Consider the following 18,956-nt stretch of genomic DNA (forward strand, 5'->3'; position numbering starts at 1 on the left):
ACGCACGTTCCACCCCGTGTGATCGGCGACACTGGTGGACATGGACTCCTCCGCACCCCTCGACCCGACCCGCGCCGCCCCGCCTGCCGCGGACGCCCCGCCCGCCGACGTCGTCGCCCGCCTGCAGGCGGAGCTGCCCGGCCGCGTGGACGTCTCCGCCGCCGCACTCGAGGCCGCCCGGGCGGACCGCTCGGGGCATCGCTCCCCCGCCGCGCCGCTGGCCGTGGTCCGCGCGCGGACGGTGGAGGACGTGCAGGCCGCGTGCCGGATCGCGCACGGGACCCGCACCCCGCTGGTCACCCGCGGAGCGGGCACGGGGTTGGCCGGCGGCGCCGTCGCGGGGGCGGGCGAGATCGTCCTGGACATGACCGCGATGGACCGGATCCTGGAGGTCTCCCCCGCGGACCGCGTGGCCGTCGTCGAGCCGGGGATCCTCAACGGGGCGCTGAACGCCGCGCTCGCCGAGCACGGGCTGTGGTGGGCCCCGGATCCCGCGTCGAAGGACATCTCCACGGTGGGCGGCAACATCGCGATGAACGCCGGCGGGCTGCTGTGCGCCAAGTACGGCGTCACGCGCGAGGCGGTGCTGGGCCTGGACGTGGTGCTCGCGGACGGCACCCTGCTGCGGCTGGGCCACCGCACCGTCAAGGGGGTGACCGGCTACGACCTGGTCGCGCTGATGATCGGCTCGGAGGGCACGCTCGGCGTGATCGTGGGCGCGACGCTGGCGCTGCGGCCGGCCGTGCGCGGCGTGCCCGTGACGCTCGGCGGGTTCTTCCCGGACGTCGTCGCGGGCGCCGCCGCGGCCGAGGCGATCACCGGGGCCGGTCACGTGCCCGCCCTGATGGAGCTGATGGACGAGGCGACGCTCGCCGCGGTGCGCGCGCACGCGGGGCCCGAGCGCGGGGCCGCCCTGCCCGAATCCGGCGCGTTCCTGCTGGTGCAGGCCGACGGCGCCGGCGCCGAGGCGGACGGGGAGGCCATGGCCGCCCTCATGCGCGCCCACGGCGGGGACGTCACCGTGACCGTGGACCCCGCCGAGGGGGAGGCCCTCATGGCCCTGCGCCGCACCGCGTTCCCCGCGCTCGAGCGCCTCGGCACCCCGCTCGTGGAGGACGTGGCCGTCCCGCGCAGCCGCATGGCCGAGATGTTCGCGCGGATCCGTGAGATCGAGGCACGCACCGGCGTCGCCATCCCCACCACGGCCCACGCCGGGGACGGCAACCTGCACCCGATCCTGCTGTTCGGCGCGGCGGCGCAGGTGGGCGGCGCGGCCGAGGACGCCGCGTCGATCCCGGCGGACGTGTGGGAGGCCGCCGGCGAGCTGTTCCGCGCGGGCCTGGAACTCGGCGGCACGCTCACCGGCGAACACGGCGTGGGCCTGCTCAAGCGCGCGTTCCTGCGAGACGAGCTCGGCGACGCCCAGCACGACCTCCAGCAGCGCATCAAGGCCGTGTTCGACCCGCACGGCATCCTCAACCCAGGAAAGGTGTTCACCCCGTGACGCAGCCGACCACCCCCGAGACCCCCGCCGACGCCGGCACGCCGACCCCGTTCGAGGTCGGGCTGCAGCTGCGCTGGTCCGACGAAGACCGCTACGGCCACGTCAACAACGCCCGCCTGCTCACCCTCGCCGAGGAGGCGCGCGTGCGCGCCCTGGCCGCGTGGGCCACGACGACGGCGTCCCCGGACGTCCAGCGCGTCGTGCGGTCCATGGAGGTCCAGTACGAGGCGCCCGTGGTCTACGCCGGGCCCGAGGTGACGGCGCGGGTGTGGATCCTGCGGATCGGCCGGACGTCCTTCACGCTGCGCCACGAGCTGTGGCAGGACGGGCGGCGCTGCGTGCTGTGCGACGCCGTGTTCGTGCAGGTGGACCCGGCGGCCGGGCGGCCCGTGGCCGTCTCCGACGAGGAGCGCGCCGCCTTCGAGCGCGTGCTGATCCCCGCCGAGGACTGACGGGCCGCCGTCGGGCCTGTGGACGGCCTGCCGTCTCGCAGGATCCCGCCGTAGGCTCTGAGGCCATGGAGCAGGACCCTTCCCCGGACGCGCCCGCGCCCTCGGCGGACGTCGAGGCGCTGCGCGGCACCCCCGTGTCCGAGTTGACGCAGCTCACCCCCGCGGCGTCAGGGGCGCTGGAGCGGCTGCGCCGAGACGTCGAGCGCTTCGACCTCGAGTACCGCTCGGCCCTGCTCCAGGTGGAGGCGCGGCTCGAGGTGCTGCGGGACGAGTTCACGCACCTGCACGACTACAACCCCATCGAGCACATCGTCACGCGGGTGAAGTCGCCGGAGTCGATCCTGCGCAAGGCCTCCGCCCGCGGGCTGTCCCTGGACCTGGACGCGCTGCGCACCAACGTCACGGACATCGCCGGGGCGCGCGTGATCGTCAGCTTCGCCCGGGACGTGTACCGCGTGTTCCGCCAGTTCACGCAGCAGCCGGACATCCGGGTGCTCGAGGTGGAGGACTACATCTCCCGGCCCAAGCCCTCGGGCTACCGCAGCCTGCACTGCCTCGTGCAGGTGCCGATCCACCTGTCCACCGGCACGATCCCGGTGACCGTGGAGATGCAGTTCCGCACGAGCGCCATGGACTTCTGGGCCACGCTCGAGCACAAGATCAACTACAAGTTCGACGGCGGCGTGCCCCCGGACATCGCGACCGAGCTCGTGGCCGCCGCCCGCGTGGCTGCGGACCTGGACACCCGCATGGAGCGCCTGCACGACCAGGTGCAGGAGACCGACAGGGACGACGACGCCGCCGCGGCCTGGGAGGACGACGGCGGTCCCGTCTTCGAGGACGAGCCGGCGGCGGGGCCGGGCGAGGCGCGGCCGGGTGACGACGCGCCCGGCGCGTCCACCGTCTGAGCCCCTCCGTCCACACCCGGCGGGCCGCGTGCACAGGGTTCTCCACAGAGTTGTCCACAGGTGTGGATGAGTCACACGCGTGTGATCCAGCAAAGCAGAGCAGGGCGTGACCGCAGGCCAGGGAGGACATGCGGAGGGAGCGGCTGCCGGTAGCCTGAGCCGATGCCCTCCACCGCCGTGCCGCCGCGCGACTCCGGCGCCGCCTCCACCCTGCCCGCCCGCACAGGGCACCGCGGGGTGTCGATCCTGCGCACCGCCGCCCTCGTCCTCGTGGTGGCGGCGTTCGTGTGGCTGGCACTCACCGTGCGCCTGCCCGGCGTGGACGAGCTGCGCGCCCAGCTGGACGGCTTCGGCTGGTGGAGCTGGCTGGCGTTCACCGTGCTGTACGCGGCCGTGGCGCTCACCCCCATCCCCGTGACGATCATGGCGGTCACCGCCGGTGTGCTCTTCGGCGCGATCGAGGGGACGGTGCTGTCCGTCGTCGGAGCCCTGCTGGGCTCGCTCGGGGCGTACGGCATCGCGCGCGCGGTCGGACGCGAGGTGGTCCTGCGCGGGCTCGGCCGCCACGCCGAGACCGTGGAGCGGCGGCTCGAGGACACCGGGTTCCTCGCCCTGCTGGCCCTGCGCGTCGCCCCGGGGCTGCCGTACTGGCCCGTGAACTACGGGGCGGGCGCGCTCGCCGTGCCGCTGGGGATCTTCGCCGGCTCCACCGCGGTCGGCGTGATCCCCGGGCAGCTCTCCCTCGTGGCGATGGGGGCGTTCGCGGTGCGCCCGGGCGTCGTGAACGGCGTGCTGCTCGGGGTGGGCTGGCTCGCCGTGGGCGGTCTGACCCTGTGGGCGGTGCGGCGCTGGCGACGGGCAGCCCGGGCCGCGGAGGGGCCGGCGGGCTCGGAGGGGCCGGAAAGCCCGCGGAGTGGTCAGGACACGCCGTCTCCGCGTGCGCGACGCGGCGTGTCGTGACCACTCTGCGCCGGACGTCAGCCGAGGGTTGTGTACCGCACGCCGAACTTGCTGCTGACCTGCAGGAACACGAGCACGTCCGTGCCGCGCGCGTAGGCGGGCATGCCGTACCAGGTGCGGGGTTCGAGCTCCGGGGCCGCCTCCGTGACGATCCGGTGCACCCCCACCGCCATGGCGCGGTCCTGCTCGGGCATCTCCTCGATCTTCACCAGCAGGTCCTGCAGGGCGTCGGCCTTCTTCCTGCCGCCGCGCTGGGCGCGCAGCTCCTGCGCGCGCTCGGCGATCGCGGCCTGCTCCGCGGCGCTGAAACCGGTGGACTCGCTCACGGTGCCTCCTGGGGTGCGGGGACGGGTCCTGCCCTGGTCTCAGCCCCGACGGCCCAGGCGACCGAGCAGGCGGGTCTGCCGGTCGGCGTCGTCGGCCACGGGGACGGGCTCGCCCAGGATGCCGGGCGTGTAGGCGGCGTCGCCGAACAGTTCCAGCGACTCCTCCACGCAGTCGATCTCCGCGTCCGTGAACCGCGCGTCCACGCCCTGCGAGCGGGCCAGGTCCCAACGGTGCACGATCACGTCGAACGCGTGGAAGCGGATCAACGCCTCACCCACGGGCATCTCCCCGAGCGCGGTCTTCATGGGCCGCAGGATGAACTCCTCGTCACCGGCGAGGGCGGACATGGCGGCGGCGTGCTTGGCCCACTGGGTGGCCATCTGCTGGCGGGAGCCGTCGAAGAGGGGCACCTCACGGCCCTGGCGGGCGGCGAAGTCGCGCTGGCCGGCGATCACGTGGTCCAGCAGGTCCAGCGCGTCCCAGCCCTCGCACGGGGTGGCGGCGTCCCAGTCCCGCACCTCCCGGACGACGGCGGTGAACGGCTCGGCGGCCGCGTTCCAGCGGGCCTCGACCTCGGTGGCGGGGATGGACATGGTGCTCTCCTCAGGGTCGCGGGGTTCTCGGGGCCGCGGCGGGCGACGACGGCGCCGGGCTCGGCTTCTTCGGGCCGCGGATGGACTCGGGGCGGGCCGGGTCCAGGACGGACCGGGGGTCGAAGAACTCCTCCAGCACGGGCCGCTCGCCCGAGACGGCCGCGGCGAGGCTGATGCCGTCCACGTTGATGCGCGAGCCGCGGTAGTAGCCGGGCTCGAGCTGGCCCCACGCCTTGGAGGTGCCGTCCACGAGGAAGAAGGAGCGGTAGCCGAGCTCGCGGAAGTAGCGGTACCGCTCGTTGTCCTCCGTGTACGTGCCGGGGCCGGTGACGTCCGCGCCGAACGGGTAGATGAGCATGTCCGTGGGGCCGAGGATCGGCTCGACCTCCTCGTGCCAGTGCCCCATGTCGAACTCGAGCTCCTCCATGGTCAGCTTCGGCACCGTCCGGTGGCCCCACGTGTGGGAGGCGAACTCCCAGCCGCTGTCCTTGAGCGCGTCGGCGACCTCGGTGGCGGCCGCGACGTCGGCGTCGAACGTGGGGCTGTCCCCGAACTCGCGGGCCGAGGTGCGGTAGCCGAACACGCCGTCGTAGCCGGTCATGGCCAGCACGCCGCGGGCGCCGTTGAGGCTGAAGTCCGGGTGCTCGGCGAGGAAGTCGTCCAGGCGCGGGACGACGTCGAACGCCCCGACGTGCGTGGTGCCCTCGGCGTCCGTGTACTCGTTGCGGACGCGGCCGTCCTCGGCCACGATCAGGCGGTCCGCGAAGCCGTCGCCGTCCATGTAGAGGTAGTACGAGCAGTCGTCCAGGGAGAGGATCAGCGGGGTCCGGCCCTCGGGGACCATGAGGGTCTTCGGGCGCACGACGTCGTCCTCCCCCACCTCGTACAGCTCGTGCGGGGAGACCAGCACGTAACCGCGCTCGTAGACCTGCCGGATGACGGCGTCGAACTCGTCCACCGTGACCATGAAGTCCAGATAGCCGCCGGCCTTGTCGTCGCCGTCGAAGGCGCGGGCCGGGTCCACCACGAGGGAGTGGAAGAACAGGTGCGGAACCCGGGCCACGTCCGACCAGGCCACCGGTTCGCCGGCGGGCGGCGGACCAGCGGGGGCGGCGGAGGTGGGCGCGGACGAGGTCGGCACGGACGACGACGCCGCGTCCTCCCCGTCCTGCCCGCAGGCGGCCAGCAGTCCCGATCCGAGCAGGGCGGAACCGGCCAGGAGCATCTGTCGGCGGGTCGGCTGCGGCACGGGCGGGGGCATCGGGCACCTTTCTCCGGGGGCACCCATCATCCCAAGGCCGCCCGGCCCGGGACCACCCCTGCCGGGCGGGCGGGCGGAGGTGGGAACCGGCCGGGCATGGGAGGCCGGCCGGCGGCGGGGCTCGATCCGCCGTAGACGGCCCAGAGTGGTCACGCGGACGACCCGAGCTCGGCGCGGACCGTGTTCGACCGCTTCGTGTTCAGCAACCACATCCGCAGCTTCAGCGTCGACTGAGCCCCGGCTGGGAGGCGCCTTCGACGCGCGCCGACGCACGCGCCCCTCGCGCCGTGCCGCGTGCCACACTGGCGAGCGTGACCCGACGTCCGGATGCACCGCCCCCGGCCGACCCGCGCACGCGTGCGGCCCTGCGCGCCGTGCTCACGGTCCTGGCCGTGATGGCGGTGCTGTTCGCCGCCGTCGTGCTGACGCTGGCCTACGGACCCGCCCGCTGAACCCGCCCTTCCCCGATCCAGGAGCAGCCATGTCCCCCGCGGACCCCACCGCCGACGTCGCGGCCCGACCGACCGGCCCCGCCGCGGTGGCCGAAGCCTTCGCGGCCGCCTGGAACGCCGCCGACGCCGACGCGCTCGCCGAGCTGTTCGCCGAGGACGCGGACTTCGTGAACGTGGTGGGCGTGTGGTGGAGGCGGCGTCGGCAGATCCGGGTGAACCACGCGCTCGGCTTCCGCTGGATGTTCCCGCACTCGCGGCTCGAGCTCGGGCGCGTGCGGGTGCGGGAGCTCGGGGACGTGGCAGTGGTGCACGCGCCGTGGACCATGACGGGGCAGACCGCGCCCGACGGCGACGAGGCCGGCGAGCGCACCGGCGTCCTGTTGCTCGTGGTGCGCCGCACCGAGACCGGGGCGTGGGAGGCGGTGGCCGGGCAGAACACGGATTCCGTGCCCGGGGCCCAGACCCACCTGGCCGACGACGAGGGGCTCGCCGCGGTGCACTATCACCCGTCCGCGTGGTTCGACCCCGACGAGGACCCGGACGGCCCGGAGGCCTGCTGAGCGGCGACCGGCTCACGCCACCGTCAGCAGCCGCACCCAGTCGTCCTCGACCCGCTCCCCGCCGACCACGAACTGCCGCGCCCCGACCGTCTCGAAGCCGAGGCGCTCGTAGAACCGGTTGGCCCGTGCGTTCTGCGCGTTCGTGCCGAGCCACACGTGCCGGAACCCCAGCCGCCGCAGCCGCTCGACGCCGTCGTGCACGAGGGCCTCGGCCAGCCCGGTGCCGCGCCCCTCGGCGAGCACGTACAGCTTCGAGAGGTGGCCGGCCGGCACGTCGCCGAGCCGCTCCGTGACGGGTGCCTCGGGGGCCGCGGCGGTCTCGTACATGGCGTAGCCGAGCAGGGTCTCCGGGGCGTCGGCCGCGGCGCCCACGAGCACGATCCGCTCCGGGTCCGCGATCCACGCGGCCACGGCGGCCTCACTCAGGTGCAACGCGATGTGCGCCTCCACCGCGGCACGCGGCAGCGAGGCCGGGGAGGCGTCCGGGAAGGTGGCCGCGGCGATCGCGGCGATCGCGGGCGCGTCCTCGGGGCGGGCCGGACGGACGACGGCGGCGCGGGGTGCGGAAGTCATCCCCGCTCAGGCCTGCAGCGCGGGGTGCAGGTCCTTCATGCGGAACCGACGCCGGCGCCGCACCACGAGCACGTCCAGGGCGAGCGCCGCCGCCCCGATGCCCATCAGCACGACCACCGGCACCCAGAAGCGCTGGTCCGGACCGCCGGAGATCGCGTTGCGGAACGCCTCGATGGAGTAGCTCATCGGCATGAACGGGTGCAGCGCCTGGAAGAAGCCGGGCAGCACCTCGGCCGGGTAGGTGCCGCCGGTGGAGGCCAGCTGCAGGACCAGCAGGACCAGCAGCAGCGCCGAACCGGGGGTGCCGAGCGCCGTCTGCATCAGGTGCGCGATGAGGGAGAACACCACGGCCACGAGCACCGTCAGGGCCACGGCCCGCACCGGGTGCACGGGGGCCAGGCCCAGCGGCAGCGTGGCGGCCAGCATGAGCAGGCCGCCGCCCACGGCCACGATGCCCACGGGCAGCCACGCGGCCAGCGCGATCGCCACCGGGTTGCGGCGCCCGGCCAGCAGCCGCCCGCTGATGGGCCGCATGATGTTGAACGCGGCGATGCCGAACACCCACAGCGCGATGGAGAAGAACATCGGCGCCATGCCGCGGCCGTAGACCTCCGCGGAGTTGTCCACCTGCATCACGGCCTCCACCGGCCGGGACATCACCAGGGCGGCCTCGTCCCGCTCGTCCTCGGTCAGGGCGGGGACGCGGTCGACGCCGTCGGAGAGCCCGGAGGCGAGCTCGTGGGCGCCGTCGTCGAGGGTGCCGAGGCCGGCGCGCAGCTCCCCGGCGCCGTCCTGGAGCTGGGCCAGGCCGCCGTCGAGCTCGGTGGCGCCGGACTCCAGCTGCCCCGCACCGTCCTGCAGGGTCAGCGCCCCGTCGTGGAGCGCGGCGTTGCCCTCGGCGAGGGTGGTCGCCCCGTCCGTCAGCTCGCCGAGGCCGGACTGCAGCTCCCCGGCGCCGTCCTGGAGCTGGGCCAGGCCGCCGTCGAGCTCGGTCGCGCCGGAGCCCAGCTGCTCGAGGCCGTCCGCGAACTTCCCGGCGCCGTCGGCGAGGGAGTCGGCCCCGTCCTTCGCCTCACCGATCCCGCCCTGCAGCTTCTCCGCGCCCGCGGCCACGGCGTGGGCGCCGTCGTTGAGGTCCGTCAGATCCGCCTTGGCGGAGGCGGCGACGTCGTCCTCGACGAAGCCCTGGACGCGCTCGTTGGCGGCCGCGGAGGTCGCGGCGGCCTCCTCGGCGCGGCCGGCGACGGCGGTCACCCGCTCGTCCGCGCCGGTGAGCGCCTCCTGGAGCGCGGCGTACTGCTCGGACTCGGCGAGCGTCGGGTCCTCTTCGGCGAGCTCGGCCAGGGCGGCCTGCGCGTCGGCGATGCGGGCGCCCGCGCCGTCCTCGGCCGTGCCGGCCACCTCGGCGACCCGCTGGACGTCCTCGTCCACCGCGGCGACGTCGGCGGCCACCGCGTCCTGCCGCTCGATCACCTGGTCCAGGCCGGGGATCACCGTGTCGTAGAGCTGCTGGGTGCCGTCGGCCACCTGCGTGGCGCCGTCGGTGAGCTCGGCCGATCCGGTCTGCAGTTGGGCCAGCCCGTCGGAGAGGTCCGTGGCGCCCTGACGCAGGGCGGGGGCGTTCTCGGCGAGCTGCCCGGCTCCGTCGGCGAGGGCCTGGGATCCCTCGCGCGCCTGGTCGAGCCCGTCGGCCAGGCGGCCGGCCCCGTCCTGCGCGGATGCGGCGCCCTCGGCGAGTCGCTGGGCGCCGTCGTCGGCCTGGGCGGCGCCGTCCGCGAGGTCACCCGCACCCGTGGCGAGCTGGCCCGCGCCCTCGGCCAGCTTGCCCGAGCCGTCGTGGGCCTGGACGATCCCGTCCTCCAGCTGGCTCGCGCCGTCCTCCGCGGAGGCCGTGCCGTCGGCCAGCTGCGCGGCGCCGTCGGCGGCGTCCACCATGCCCGACCGCAGCTCGCCGAGGCTGGAGAAGACGGCCTCGAAGTACGCCTCGATCGCGGACCGGTTCACGGCGGCCTCGACCTTGGCCTGGCTCGCGTTCGTGACGGAGCCGATCACGAAGCCGTTGGCGTCGTCTCGGCGCAGGGTGATCTGCGCCTGCCGCGGTGTCCCGCCGCCCTCGGGGCTGACGAGGTCACGACTGAGCTCGGCGGGGATCTCCAGGACGAGGTAGTACCGGCCCTCCCGCAGTCCCTCCTCGGCCTCCTCGCGCGTGGTCTCGCGCCAGTCGAAGGCGCGGTCGTCCTTGAGGCGTTCGGTCATGTCCGCGCCGGTGCGCAGCGTGGTGTCGCCGCGCTGGACGGGTTCGTCCTCGTTGACGATCGCCACCGGCAGACGGTCCATGGCCCCGTAGGGGTCCCAGTTCGCGGACAGGTAGAGGGCGCCGTAGATGGCGGGGACGAGGAAGATGAACAGCAGGGCGAGCAGGGGCAGGCCACGGCGGAAGCGTCGCAGCTCGTAGCGGAACAGCATCAGTTCTCCCGGACGGGGGGCAGGGTGAGGACGACGGCGTCGCGCGGCACGGGCGCGGAGGCCACGGCGCTCACCGCGAACGGGTGGCCGTGGTCCTTGAGGACGTCCAGGGCCGCGTGGAGCGCGACCAGCTGATCGAGGGTCAGGGTGGCGTCCACGTCGTCGAAGGTGACGAGGCGGGCCGGGCGCAGGCAGGCGACGACGGCGGCCAGCAGCGCGCGATCGGGCGCGGACAGCTCCCCGACGACGGCCTCCGGCGCCACGGTCAGCCTCACCGCGTCGGCGAGGAGGGCGAAGCGTGCGCGGCCGGCGCGGCGGCGCACGCCGTCGGTGAGACAGCGCTCGTCCACGACCTCGGCCGCGGTCAGCGCCGGCTCGAGCTCCACCACGTCGGTGGTGTGGGCGACGGCGGTGCGGGCGCGCAGGGCGTGCGGGTGGCGCGCGGCGTCGATCGGGGGCCGGTACGCGCGGGCGGCGGGCCGCTCCGGCCCGTCCAGTGCGACGTCCACGGGGCCGCCGGTGAGCACGAGCTCGCCCCGCACGCCCTGCAGGCGCCCCGTGAGGGCGAGCAGCAGGGCCGAGCGGCCCGAGCCCTGGGTTCCGAGCACGGCCAGGTGGGTCTGCGGGGGCAGCACGAGGTCGAGGGAGCCGAACACCGGCCCGCGACTGCCGCGCAGGGTCAGACCGCGCGCCACGAGGGTGGCGGGCGGGAGGTCGTCGAGGTGCGCCGGGTCGGGGGCGGGCCCGGGGCCATGGTGATCGGCGTCGGTGGGAGTGGAAGACATGGGCCCTCTTTGCCGAGTCGAGGCGGATTCAATACCATCGGTATTCAATACCATCGGCATCGAGAGGGCAACATGGCGACCCGACCCCGCCGCGAGGATGTCCGCGCGGCCATCCTCGACCACGCGGCTCGGGTGTTCGGACGGGAGGGTTACGCGCGCTCCTCCCTCGCCCGCATCGCGGCGGAGGCCGGCTACACGAAGGGCGCCGTCTATTCCGGTTTCGCGGGGAAGCCGGACCTCTTCGCCGCCGCCTGCACCGTCCAGTTCGAGCGGGCGACCACCCGAGCCATGGACGGCGTCGCCGACGCCCTGGACGACCCCGACCTGCCGCGCGAGGACCTGGTGGCCCGCGTGGCGGAGGCCCTGGCCGACGTCGTGCTCGAGACCACGGGCTCCTGGCCCCTGCTCCTCCACGAGTTCCAGGCCGTGGGCCTGCGCGAGCCCGCCGTGGGGAGAGCCTACCGGACGCTGACCGTCCGGCGGCGGGACTTCCTGGCCGGCCTGCTGCGCGAGCACCGCGTGCTGGCCGACGTCCCGGACGAGCAGGTCACACACACTGCGGCCATGCTCCTGATGCTCGTGCACACGCTGTCGGTCGAGCGGCACCTGGCCCCGGAGGACCTGACGGTGGACGACGTGCGGGACACGCTGGCCGCGGCCGTGCGCTCCCTCCTGCCCTGACGCCTGCGCGCCGGCCCCGCCTCAGCCCAGGGTGCCGGCCACACCGCGCACCAGCGCCAGCGTGCCCCCGACGCCGGCCAGGCAGATCGCGAGGACGCGCGCCTTCGCGGGGTCCACCCGGCGGGCCACCACCGAACCGGGCAGGACACCCAGCGGGCCGCCCACCACCACGGCGACCCACACCGGCCACGGCACGTGCAGCCCCGCGGGCACGGCCGCGCCGAACAGCGACTTGGTGACCAGCGAGGTGAGATTGGCCAGCAGGAACACGGGCTGGAGGGTGGCCGCCCACGAGCGCTGGTCCCACCGGCTCGCCACCGCGTAGACCGCGAGCGCCGGCCCGGCGATGCCCGCGGTGGTGTTCATGAACCCGGCGACGGCGCCGGAGGCGAACACGGCCCCGTCCCCCTGGGCGGTGAAGCGCTGCTGCAGGCCCAGGACGGCGGCCACGGCCACCAGCACGGAGGACCCCAGGAGGATCTCGAGTGCGTGGGCGTCCAGGACCCGCACGGCCCACGCCCCCGCGAACGAGCCGGTCACGAGCAACGGCGCGAGGCGGACGAAGCGCGGCCAGTCCACATGCCGGTGCAGCATCGCGAACAGCAGCACCGCGGACACCGAGGCGGCCACGTTGGACAGCGTCACCCCCGCCACCGGGCCCAGGAGCAGGGACAGCGTGGGTGCGGCGATCATGCCCACACCCATTCCGCTCACCCGCTGGAGCGTGCCGCCCAGGGTGATCGCGGCCAGCGCGACGACGGCCGGCAGCCACACCAGGGAGGGGTCCATGCGGGCAGTATGCCGGAGCCGGGGGTGCCCGTCGGCCCTGGCGCCCGCCCGTGACGGGTGCGCATGCTGGCCGTATGGCCCAGCACAGCTCCACCCCGTACCCGCTCGTGATCGTGGGCAGCGGCCCCGCCGGCGCCAGCGCCGCCCGCGCCTACCTCGACGCCGGGGGACCCGGCCCCGTCCTCATGCTCACCTCGGACGTGGACCACCCCTATGAGCGTCCGCCGCTGTCCAAGGAGCTGCTGCGCGGCATGGCGGCCCCCGAGGGCACGCCGATCGCCGGGGAGGAGCTGCCGGACGGCGTCGAGCTGCGCCGCGGCACCACCGTCACCGGCGCGGACCTCGCCGCGCGGACGCTGCGGGTCGGCGAGGAGCCGGTCCGCTTCGAGCGCCTGATCCTCGCCCTCGGCGCGCACCCGAAGCCCCTGCCCGTCGCGGACGACGACGCCGAGGTGCACCTGCTGCGCTCTCTCGACCACGCCCGCCGCCTGGTGGCCTCCGCCGGGCACGCGCGCTCCGCCGTCGTGATCGGCTCGGGGTTCATCGGCTGCGAGGCGGCCGCCTCCCTGGCCCTGCGCGGGGTGGCCACCACGCTGGTCACCCCGGACGAGGTGCCGCAGCAGAAGCGGCTCGGCCGCGAGGCGGGCGATCGGATCGCGCAGTGGCTGATCGGCGCCGGCGTCGAGCTGCGCACCGGCGTGCGGGTGGGGCAGGTGCGCGCCCCGCGCACCGTCCACCTCGACGACGGCGCCACGCTCGCCCCGGACCTGATCCTCGCCGCGGTGGGGGTCGAGCCGGGGGGCGGGTGGCTCGAGGACTCCGAGCTGACCATGCACGAGGGGCGGATCGTGGCGGACGAGCACCTGGCGGCGGCGCCGGGCGTGTGGGTGGCCGGGGACGTGGCCCGCGCCCACCACGCCGTGGCCGGCCGGCCGATCCCCGTGGAGCACTGGGGCGACGCCCTCGGCATGGGCGAGGTCGCCGGGCACAACGCGGCCCGCACCGAGGTCGGCGTGCCGGGCGGCGCCGGCCAGGCCTCCGTGCTGGCCCACGCGGCGACGGCGGACCCGGAGTCCCTGCGGCGGTGGGAGGCCGTGCCCGGGTTCTGGAGCACCATCGGCGAGCACACGCTCAAGCACGCCGCGTGGGGCGACGGCCACGAGCAGGCCCGCATGGTGGAGCGCACCGGCGGGTTCACTCTCTGGTACACGGACGCGCAGGACCGCGTGGTGGGCGTGCTGACCTACAACGCGGACGAGGACTACGAGCGCGGGCGGGAGCTGGTGGCGGGCCGGGATGCCGTGGGCGAAGGCCGGGGCCGTCCCGACCCTGCATGACAGACTGAGGGGATGACCACCCCGACCCCCGGCGCCGGCTCCCCGGGCAGCGGTGTGGCCGGGGGCGTGCTGGCCGCAGTGGGGGCGCTGGCCCTGATCGCGACCGTCCTGGCGCTGGTCCTCGCGTTCGGTCCGGCCGGCCGGGACGACGCCGGCGCGGGCGCCGAGCGGCGGCGCTGGAACGGCGGCTTCACCCCCGCCCCGCCCACGGTGAACACGCAGGGGTACGCCGAGCCCGTGCAGGGCCGCGTGACCTCCCGCTTCGGGCCCCGCCCCAACCCGTTCGGCGAGGGCGTGGTGCCCTCGGGGGTGTCCGAGGAGGCCCTGACCCGCCACGACGGCGTGGACCTCGGCGGGGTGCCGGAGGGCACGCCCTTCCACTCGGTGTCCGACGGCCGAGTCCTATTCGTGGAGGCCGGCGGGGACGCGGGCGGCAACCTGCTCGCCGTGGACGCCGGGGACGGCCACGTGTGGCGCTACCTGCACGCCGCCCCGGACTCCACCGTGGTGGACGCGGGCCAGCGCGTCTCCGCCGGGGACCACCTGGCCGGCGTCGGGCAGACCGGCGCCGCCACCGGCGTGCACCTGCACCTGGAGCTGCGCGTGGACGGCGAGCCGGTGGACCCGGAGGCCTACCTGGCCGAGCGGGGCGTGGAGCTCGGCGGCTCCTACCCGGAGCGGCGCCGCGGCCTCAGCCGGTGACCGGGCCGCCGCCGTCGTCCACGGACCCGGCCCAGCGGACCTCCCCGTCCACGACCTCGTCCGTCGGCGCCAGGCCGATCGCCTGGGCGACCCGCTGGGAGGCCGTGTGCTCGGGGTGGACATCCGCCACGAGGCGCCGCACCCCCCGGTCCCGCAGCTCGCCCTTGAGGAGGCCGGCGGCCTCCTTCGCCAGCCCGCGGCCCTGCCACGGCGTGCCGATCAGCCAGGCGATCTGCGTGGGTCCCCCGTCCACGGGGATGGTGGCCTGGACGTAGCCGACCGGCCGGCCCTCCGGCTCCAGCACCACGATCCAGTTGGCCCAGTCCTCCGCGCCGTCCTCGGAGCGACCGCGCGCGAGGATCGCGTACCGCTGCCGCAGCTCCTCCTCGCCCGGCGGCGTCCCGCCGGTGTACGTGTACAGGTCCGGGTCGGCGAGGACCGCGGCCATGGCCTCGGCGTCATCCACCCGCAACGGGCGCAGGGAGAGGGAATGCGGCATGGGCACAGTCGACCAGCCCGGCCCCGCGCAGACAAGAGGCGGGGCGCATCCGCCCGCCGCTAGCCTGGGCGCATGCCGCCCGCCCCCACCGCCCGTCTGCGCTTCCGCGAGATGGCCGACGCCGACCTCGACCACCTGGCCGGCCTCCTCGCCGATCCCGTGGTGATGCGCTTCTACCCCGCCCCGCGCACGCGCGCGGAGGCGGCGGCGTGGATCGCGGGCAACCGGCGCCGGTACGCGCAGGACGGGCACGGGCTGTGGATCATCGAGACCCACGACGACGGCGGGCCCGGCTTCGTGGGCGACTGCGGCCTGACGTGGCAGGAGGTCAACGGGGAGCCTCGCCTGGAGGTCGGCTACCACGTGCGGGCCGACCTGTGGGGGCGCGGCTACGCCACCGAAGCGGCCGCCGCCTGCCGGGACCACGCCCGGGACGTGCTGGGGCACCACGAGCTCGTGGCGATCATCCACCCGGAGAACACGGCCTCGCGCCGGGTGGCCGAGCGGATCGGGATGACCGTGGTGGGCGAGGACCGCACCGGCGCGCCCGAGGCCCGCGCGGCTCTGGGGCTCGAGGCGCGCACCGTGCTGGGGATGAGGCTCCGGCCGGGCGCGTGAGGCGCGGCCCGGCCGGACGTCTCAGCCCCGGTCGCTCACTTGGCGTGGCGGGCGAGCAGCTCGCGGGCGGCGTCCAGGCCGCCGGCCTCGACGTCGTAGGAGCCGGTGGACGCGTGGTGGGCCTCGACCGCGTCCGTGATCCGGTAGTGGTCCGGGTTGCCGGGCGGATCGGAGGTCTCCAGCACGTGGATCAGGTAGGTCTCGCCGGCGGCCAGGGCCTGGCGGTCGTCGCGCTCGTGATGGGTCATGACGTCCTCTCGGGTCGGCGCCCGGCGGGTCTGTCCCACCGGGGCGTGCGCACCAGGGTGGCGCATCGACGGCGGCGGGGCACAGTCCTGCCCGCCCGCGGGCCGGATCCGGTCAGTAGGCGGGTCAGAGTCCGCTCAGGCCCCGACGTAGGAGCTGACGACGCTCCGCAGTGCCTCGGCGGATTCGTAGATGTCCTCCAAGTTCTCGAGGTCGGCCCGCGTCCTGTTCTTGTCCGCATCGAACAGCACCAGATATTTCACCTTCCCGTCGAAGTGAAGGCGCGCGATCGGCTTCCGATTGTTGTCGTCCAGGATGACGCTGCAGTACGAGGCTGCGTCGCGCATGTAGACGCGGTTCATCGGCACGATTCCGGCGAGAATCGCCTTGATGATGCGGAAACCCTCGATCTCCTCTTCGGTCGTCACCACGCCCGGCTTGAGCTGGCCCTCCTGACCGTTCTCCTCGTCGGACAGGACCGTCTGATCGCCGGTGGCCACGGGCTCAGCGGGAGCCGCCAGTACCGGAGCGACCTGGTCGCCCAGGGCAGTCTTCAGCCGCGCGTTGACGCGATCGTTGATGTACTGGCGCGCAGCCTCCTCGGTGAGCCGGGTGAAGGTCTCCACCGCCTTGGCGTTCATGTACCCGGAGTACACGCGCTTGGCGAGGACCTTCACCAACTCATCGCTCGGCGCAGCCATCTCGGCAGAAATCTCGCGCTTGATGGCCGATACGTACTTCAGCTCCTCGGCTGCGGCGATGACCGAGTCGAGATCGAAGGATCCCTTCGCCAGCTGCTCGAGCTTCGGCACGGTGACCGGGTCGATGTCCAGAAGATCGAGGACGAGGAACGGACGCTCGTCGAGGATGTTGGCCTTGTCGAGGTCCGTGTAGAAGTTCCACACCCGCCCGTTGGTGAGCACGCCGATCCGCGCTTCACTGGTGTGGAAGTAGCGCACCAGCTGGCTCGCGTGCGCCAGGGACAGCTCCGAGCCGACCTTCTTGGCCTCCACGAGGATGTTGACCTTCCCCTCCCGCATGATGGCGTAGTCGATCTTCTCCCCCTTCTTCAGGCCCAGATCTGCGACGAACTCCGGGACGACCTCCTGGGGATCGAACACGTCGTAGCCCAACACCTGCGAGATGAATGGCATGACGAGCGCGTTCTTCGTCGCCTCTTCCGTGTCCAGGGAGCTTGCGTAGTCGCGGGCTCGCCGAGCCACTTGCGCAAGCTTGTCCTCGAATTCAGTCATGCCGTTTCACCCATCCGTGAGTAGGAGCCGGACAGCCGGGAATCCGGCAGCCTCGCACGTCAGCGCCCGAAGGCCCGCCGCAGCTGTGTCGAAATATAACCCAGCTCACAAACACGCTACGGGGACCCTCGCAGGCGCTCCGTGGCCGGGCCGCGGGATCGCCCGGAACGCGAGGCGGCCACGACGCGTCGCCTCTCACAGGAAGGAGACGGGGCGTCGTGGCCGCGTTCCGCGGGGGGCCGCCCTGTCAGGCGACGCCCGGCCGGCTCAGCGGTTGCCGGGGTGCTGCGGGTCGGCCGGGATGCCGCGGCTCAGGGGCTCCACGGGCGGGCCGCTCGTCTCCGGGGTCACGGGCGAGCCGGTGCGGGAGCCGCCGACCTCCGGGGTGTCCGGCACCTGATCGCCGGAGGGCTGGGCGCCGGAGCGCAGCGCCTCGAGCCGCGTCTCGAGGACCTGCACCACGGGCAGGCGGTCGCCGTGGGCGCGCTCGTAGGCGAGCAGCTGCTCCACCTGCGACTCGTCGAGGCCGGTGATCCGGGTCGGCAGCGTGCCGTTGGGGATGTGGTCGTAGTCCGGCAGGGGGAGCTCGTCGCGGTTCGGGGCGTTCGTCATGGCACTGTCCCTCTTCTCTCGTCGGGGTCCCTCGTCGGGATGCGTGGTCCACCCACGCTAGTGAAGGCCCCCGTCAGACGGCACCCCCTGCCGCCCCGCTCACCCGACCCCGTCCCGCCGCGCCCGCAGCACGATCTCCAGGTCGAACCGCGCGTCGGGGTCCTCGAGGGCCTCCCCGAACAGCTCGCGCAGCCGGCCCACCCGGTACCCCACGGTCTGGGGGTGCACGCCGAGCTCCGCGGCGATCGGCGCCCGCTGGCCCCAGTGCGTGAGCCAGGCGAGCAGGGTCTCCTCCAGCACCGCCCGCTTCGCCTCGCTCACCTCGTCCAGGGGCGCCAGCACGCGTTCGGCCAGCTGCGTCACGACGCGCGGCTCGGCCCCCAGCACCACGCGCGCCAGGTGGTCCGCGGCGAGGATCGGGGACGGGGCGCCGTCGTCGTCCTCCCCCTGCGCGGGCTCCGCCGTCCGGCCCGCCGCCTCCTGGACGGCCAGCGTGCGGGCCACCCGGTAGGAGTGGGGCACGAGCGGCCAGTCCACGGCCGGCCCGACGACGGCGGCCGTCCCCGCCAGCAGGCGCAGCATGCGCTCGCGGCGGCCCTGGGAGGGCGTCGCGTCGATCACGGCGACCACCTCCGAGTCCCGCTCCACCACGAGCCCGGCCCGGCCCAGCCTCTCCCGGACGGCGACGCCGGCGTCCGCGGGCAGCACCACCACCGCCAGCCGGCGCGGCAGCCGCCAGTCCGCGAGCGCGGCCAGCCGTTGCACCTCCTTCTCCTCGGTCCCGCCCCGGACCAGGGCGGTGGCGAGGGCGGCGCGGTGCAGCTCGAGCACGCCCGCCTGGGCGGACTGCGCCTCCGCGTACGCCTGGGCGCTGACCGAGGAGAGCTCGTCGATGTAGGCCCAGATGGACTCGCCGAGGTCGATCACCACGGACATGCCCATGCCGAGGTGGGCGCATTCGGCGGACAGGTCCCGGAACACGATCCGTGCGGAGGCCCGGTAAGCGCCGAGCAGGGCGTCCATCGTGCGGCCCTCCCGGAACTCCCCCGCGCCCAGGTAGGCCATGAGCGCCCGCGTCTCGGGGCTGAGCGCGGGACGGGCGGTGCCTGGCAGGCTCATCAGCTGCTCGAGCGCCGCGGTCACCCCGCGCGTCAGGTTCTCGCCGTAGCGGCCGTCCCGGGCGCTCACGTACGCCGGGATCTGCTCCGGCACCGTCTCGATGATGCGCTGCATGATGGCCGGGATCGCGGGGGCCAGCCGGCCGGGGAGGTCCGAAGGCAGGGACAGCCACGGCGGGTGCCAGTCGGTGCCGCGCGTCGGGGCGGGGGTTGAGGCCATGATCTTGTCTCCTCACGATGAATCCTGCGGGTCGATCGTA

22 protein-coding genes are annotated in these 18,956 nt (G+C 74.6%); 10 read left to right on the top strand and 12 right to left on the bottom strand.

Features of this window, described 5'->3' with window-relative positions; all coding sequences use genetic code 11:
- Nucleotides 1-40: 40 nt before the first annotated feature.
- The 4 genes from O3T09_RS09215 to O3T09_RS09230 all read left to right on the top strand — a co-directional run bounded on the left by O3T09_RS09215 (nucleotide 41) and on the right by O3T09_RS09230 (nucleotide 3,824).
- A complete protein-coding gene (locus O3T09_RS09215) occupies nucleotides 41-1,504 on the top strand; it encodes an FAD-binding oxidoreductase (protein WP_239074307.1) in 1,464 nt (487 codons plus the stop codon).
- Nucleotides 1,501-1,956, top strand: coding sequence for an acyl-CoA thioesterase (locus O3T09_RS09220; protein WP_060974353.1), 456 nt, complete (start codon nucleotides 1,501-1,503; stop codon nucleotides 1,954-1,956). The genes O3T09_RS09215 and O3T09_RS09220 overlap by 4 nt, the downstream gene beginning before the upstream one ends.
- A gap of 65 nt (nucleotides 1,957-2,021) precedes the next feature.
- Nucleotides 2,022-2,864: a GTP pyrophosphokinase gene (locus O3T09_RS09225; protein ID WP_036314511.1), complete on the top strand. Its 843-nt coding sequence runs from the start codon at nucleotides 2,022-2,024 to the stop codon at nucleotides 2,862-2,864.
- Between the two features lie 162 nt (nucleotides 2,865-3,026).
- Complete coding sequence (locus O3T09_RS09230; protein ID WP_020624722.1) at nucleotides 3,027-3,824, top strand: TVP38/TMEM64 family protein; 798 nt, start codon at nucleotides 3,027-3,029, stop codon at nucleotides 3,822-3,824.
- A 17-nt stretch (nucleotides 3,825-3,841) separates the two neighbouring features.
- Here O3T09_RS09230 and O3T09_RS09235 read toward each other — a convergent pair whose 3' ends face one another.
- Genes O3T09_RS09235 through O3T09_RS09245 form a run of 3 tightly spaced genes read right to left on the bottom strand, consistent with a single transcriptional unit; the run spans nucleotide 3,842 to nucleotide 6,005 of the window.
- The gene (locus tag O3T09_RS09235) at nucleotides 3,842-4,150 is read right to left on the bottom strand and encodes a hypothetical protein (protein ID WP_036314546.1); all 309 of its coding nucleotides are present in this window, start codon (nucleotides 4,148-4,150) and stop codon (nucleotides 3,842-3,844) included.
- A gap of 39 nt (nucleotides 4,151-4,189) precedes the next feature.
- Complete coding sequence (locus tag O3T09_RS09240) at nucleotides 4,190-4,744, bottom strand: TIGR03086 family metal-binding protein (protein WP_020624721.1); 555 nt, start codon at nucleotides 4,742-4,744, stop codon at nucleotides 4,190-4,192.
- A gap of 10 nt (nucleotides 4,745-4,754) precedes the next feature.
- The gene (locus tag O3T09_RS09245; RefSeq protein WP_020624720.1) at nucleotides 4,755-6,005 is read right to left on the bottom strand and encodes a polysaccharide deacetylase family protein; all 1,251 of its coding nucleotides are present in this window, start codon (nucleotides 6,003-6,005) and stop codon (nucleotides 4,755-4,757) included.
- A gap of 311 nt (nucleotides 6,006-6,316) precedes the next feature.
- On the opposite strand from O3T09_RS09245, the gene O3T09_RS09250 reads away from it, so the two are divergent.
- Nucleotides 6,317-6,457, top strand: a complete 141-nt coding sequence (locus O3T09_RS09250) for a hypothetical protein (protein WP_017488522.1) — start codon at nucleotides 6,317-6,319, stop codon at nucleotides 6,455-6,457.
- Between the two features lie 29 nt (nucleotides 6,458-6,486).
- Nucleotides 6,487-7,017, top strand: a complete 531-nt coding sequence (locus O3T09_RS09255) for an SgcJ/EcaC family oxidoreductase (protein WP_020624719.1) — start codon at nucleotides 6,487-6,489, stop codon at nucleotides 7,015-7,017.
- 12 nt (nucleotides 7,018-7,029) lie between these two features.
- On the opposite strand, the gene O3T09_RS09260 is transcribed toward O3T09_RS09255, so the two are convergent.
- From O3T09_RS09260 to O3T09_RS09270, 3 genes are read right to left on the bottom strand one after another with little or no spacing between them, the layout of a single operon-like run.
- Nucleotides 7,030-7,590: a GNAT family N-acetyltransferase gene (locus O3T09_RS09260; RefSeq protein ID WP_020624718.1), complete on the bottom strand. Its 561-nt coding sequence runs from the start codon at nucleotides 7,588-7,590 to the stop codon at nucleotides 7,030-7,032.
- Between the two features lie 6 nt (nucleotides 7,591-7,596).
- Nucleotides 7,597-10,056: a YhgE/Pip family protein gene (locus O3T09_RS09265; protein WP_020624717.1), complete on the bottom strand. Its 2,460-nt coding sequence runs from the start codon at nucleotides 10,054-10,056 to the stop codon at nucleotides 7,597-7,599.
- On the bottom strand, nucleotides 10,056-10,841 hold the full coding sequence (locus O3T09_RS09270; RefSeq protein WP_043279211.1) for an ATP-binding cassette domain-containing protein: 786 nt from the start codon (nucleotides 10,839-10,841) through the stop codon (nucleotides 10,056-10,058). Before O3T09_RS09270 ends, O3T09_RS09265 begins: the two co-directional genes overlap by 1 nt.
- A 72-nt stretch (nucleotides 10,842-10,913) precedes the next feature.
- Between O3T09_RS09270 and O3T09_RS09275 the strand changes: the two genes are divergently transcribed.
- Complete coding sequence (locus tag O3T09_RS09275) at nucleotides 10,914-11,522, top strand: TetR/AcrR family transcriptional regulator (protein WP_020624715.1); 609 nt, start codon at nucleotides 10,914-10,916, stop codon at nucleotides 11,520-11,522.
- A 21-nt stretch (nucleotides 11,523-11,543) separates the two neighbouring features.
- Here the strand turns inward: O3T09_RS09275 and O3T09_RS09280 are convergent, their stop codons facing one another.
- Nucleotides 11,544-12,311, bottom strand: a complete 768-nt coding sequence (locus O3T09_RS09280) for a sulfite exporter TauE/SafE family protein (protein WP_020624714.1) — start codon at nucleotides 12,309-12,311, stop codon at nucleotides 11,544-11,546.
- Nucleotides 12,312-12,385: 74 nt separating this feature from the next.
- Here O3T09_RS09280 and O3T09_RS09285 point away from each other — a divergent pair, with 74 nt between their 5' ends.
- The gene (locus tag O3T09_RS09285) at nucleotides 12,386-13,648 is read left to right on the top strand and encodes an NAD(P)/FAD-dependent oxidoreductase (protein ID WP_020624713.1); all 1,263 of its coding nucleotides are present in this window, start codon (nucleotides 12,386-12,388) and stop codon (nucleotides 13,646-13,648) included.
- Nucleotides 13,649-13,660: 12 nt separating this feature from the next.
- Nucleotides 13,661-14,350 carry a M23 family metallopeptidase gene (locus O3T09_RS09290; RefSeq protein WP_020624712.1) on the top strand — a complete coding sequence of 230 codons (690 nt, stop codon included), beginning with the start codon at nucleotides 13,661-13,663 and terminating at the stop codon, nucleotides 14,348-14,350.
- Here O3T09_RS09290 and O3T09_RS09295 read toward each other — a convergent pair.
- The gene (locus O3T09_RS09295; RefSeq protein ID WP_044659331.1) at nucleotides 14,340-14,849 is read right to left on the bottom strand and encodes a GNAT family N-acetyltransferase; all 510 of its coding nucleotides are present in this window, start codon (nucleotides 14,847-14,849) and stop codon (nucleotides 14,340-14,342) included. The two genes, O3T09_RS09290 and O3T09_RS09295, sit on opposite strands and share 11 nt — an antisense overlap.
- A gap of 72 nt (nucleotides 14,850-14,921) precedes the next feature.
- Between O3T09_RS09295 and O3T09_RS09300 the strand changes: the two genes are divergently transcribed.
- Nucleotides 14,922-15,467 carry a GNAT family N-acetyltransferase gene (locus tag O3T09_RS09300; RefSeq protein ID WP_020624710.1) on the top strand — a complete coding sequence of 182 codons (546 nt, stop codon included), beginning with the start codon at nucleotides 14,922-14,924 and terminating at the stop codon, nucleotides 15,465-15,467.
- Between the two features lie 35 nt (nucleotides 15,468-15,502).
- Here the strand turns inward: O3T09_RS09300 and O3T09_RS09305 are convergent, their stop codons facing one another.
- From O3T09_RS09305 to O3T09_RS09320, 4 genes are all read right to left on the bottom strand, one after another.
- Complete coding sequence (locus tag O3T09_RS09305; RefSeq protein WP_010079881.1) at nucleotides 15,503-15,715, bottom strand: hypothetical protein; 213 nt, start codon at nucleotides 15,713-15,715, stop codon at nucleotides 15,503-15,505.
- Between the two features lie 135 nt (nucleotides 15,716-15,850).
- Nucleotides 15,851-16,966, bottom strand: coding sequence for a type I restriction endonuclease (locus tag O3T09_RS09310; protein ID WP_036314529.1), 1,116 nt, complete (start codon nucleotides 16,964-16,966; stop codon nucleotides 15,851-15,853).
- A 267-nt stretch (nucleotides 16,967-17,233) separates the two neighbouring features.
- The gene (locus O3T09_RS09315) at nucleotides 17,234-17,578 is read right to left on the bottom strand and encodes a hypothetical protein (protein WP_010079880.1); all 345 of its coding nucleotides are present in this window, start codon (nucleotides 17,576-17,578) and stop codon (nucleotides 17,234-17,236) included.
- A 99-nt stretch (nucleotides 17,579-17,677) separates the two neighbouring features.
- The gene (locus tag O3T09_RS09320) at nucleotides 17,678-18,916 is read right to left on the bottom strand and encodes a PucR family transcriptional regulator (protein WP_036314531.1); all 1,239 of its coding nucleotides are present in this window, start codon (nucleotides 18,914-18,916) and stop codon (nucleotides 17,678-17,680) included.
- Nucleotides 18,917-18,956: the final 40 nt, after the last annotated feature.

The organism is Micrococcus sp. H39-S4, from assembly GCF_027158145.1.
Classification (GTDB): Bacteria; Actinomycetota; Actinomycetes; order Actinomycetales; family Micrococcaceae; genus Micrococcus; species Micrococcus luteus.

Coding starts and splice junctions, on each gene's coding strand:
- O3T09_RS09265 (WP_020624717.1), bottom strand. CDS start 10,056: ATGCTGTTCCGCTACGAGCTGCGACGCTTCCGCCGTGGCCTGCCCCTG.
- O3T09_RS09280 (WP_020624714.1), bottom strand. CDS start 12,311: ATGGACCCCTCCCTGGTGTGGCTGCCGGCCGTCGTCGCGCTGGCCGCG.
- O3T09_RS09295 (WP_044659331.1), bottom strand. CDS start 14,849: ATGCCGCATTCCCTCTCCCTGCGCCCGTTGCGGGTGGATGACGCCGAG.
- O3T09_RS09290 (WP_020624712.1), top strand. CDS start 13,661: ATGACCACCCCGACCCCCGGCGCCGGCTCCCCGGGCAGCGGTGTGGCC.
- O3T09_RS09240 (WP_020624721.1), bottom strand. CDS start 4,744: ATGTCCATCCCCGCCACCGAGGTCGAGGCCCGCTGGAACGCGGCCGCC.
- O3T09_RS09275 (WP_020624715.1), top strand. CDS start 10,914: ATGGCGACCCGACCCCGCCGCGAGGATGTCCGCGCGGCCATCCTCGAC.
- O3T09_RS09230 (WP_020624722.1), top strand. CDS start 3,027: ATGCCCTCCACCGCCGTGCCGCCGCGCGACTCCGGCGCCGCCTCCACC.
- O3T09_RS09245 (WP_020624720.1), bottom strand. CDS start 6,005: ATGCCCCCGCCCGTGCCGCAGCCGACCCGCCGACAGATGCTCCTGGCC.
- O3T09_RS09270 (WP_043279211.1), bottom strand. CDS start 10,841: ATGTCTTCCACTCCCACCGACGCCGATCACCATGGCCCCGGGCCCGCC.
- O3T09_RS09305 (WP_010079881.1), bottom strand. CDS start 15,715: ATGACCCATCACGAGCGCGACGACCGCCAGGCCCTGGCCGCCGGCGAG.
- O3T09_RS09315 (WP_010079880.1), bottom strand. CDS start 17,578: ATGACGAACGCCCCGAACCGCGACGAGCTCCCCCTGCCGGACTACGAC.
- O3T09_RS09320 (WP_036314531.1), bottom strand. CDS start 18,916: ATGGCCTCAACCCCCGCCCCGACGCGCGGCACCGACTGGCACCCGCCG.
- O3T09_RS09310 (WP_036314529.1), bottom strand. CDS start 16,966: ATGACTGAATTCGAGGACAAGCTTGCGCAAGTGGCTCGGCGAGCCCGC.
- O3T09_RS09215 (WP_239074307.1), top strand. CDS start 41: ATGGACTCCTCCGCACCCCTCGACCCGACCCGCGCCGCCCCGCCTGCC.
- O3T09_RS09285 (WP_020624713.1), top strand. CDS start 12,386: ATGGCCCAGCACAGCTCCACCCCGTACCCGCTCGTGATCGTGGGCAGC.
- O3T09_RS09255 (WP_020624719.1), top strand. CDS start 6,487: ATGTCCCCCGCGGACCCCACCGCCGACGTCGCGGCCCGACCGACCGGC.
- O3T09_RS09260 (WP_020624718.1), bottom strand. CDS start 7,590: ATGACTTCCGCACCCCGCGCCGCCGTCGTCCGTCCGGCCCGCCCCGAG.
- O3T09_RS09300 (WP_020624710.1), top strand. CDS start 14,922: ATGCCGCCCGCCCCCACCGCCCGTCTGCGCTTCCGCGAGATGGCCGAC.
- O3T09_RS09225 (WP_036314511.1), top strand. CDS start 2,022: ATGGAGCAGGACCCTTCCCCGGACGCGCCCGCGCCCTCGGCGGACGTC.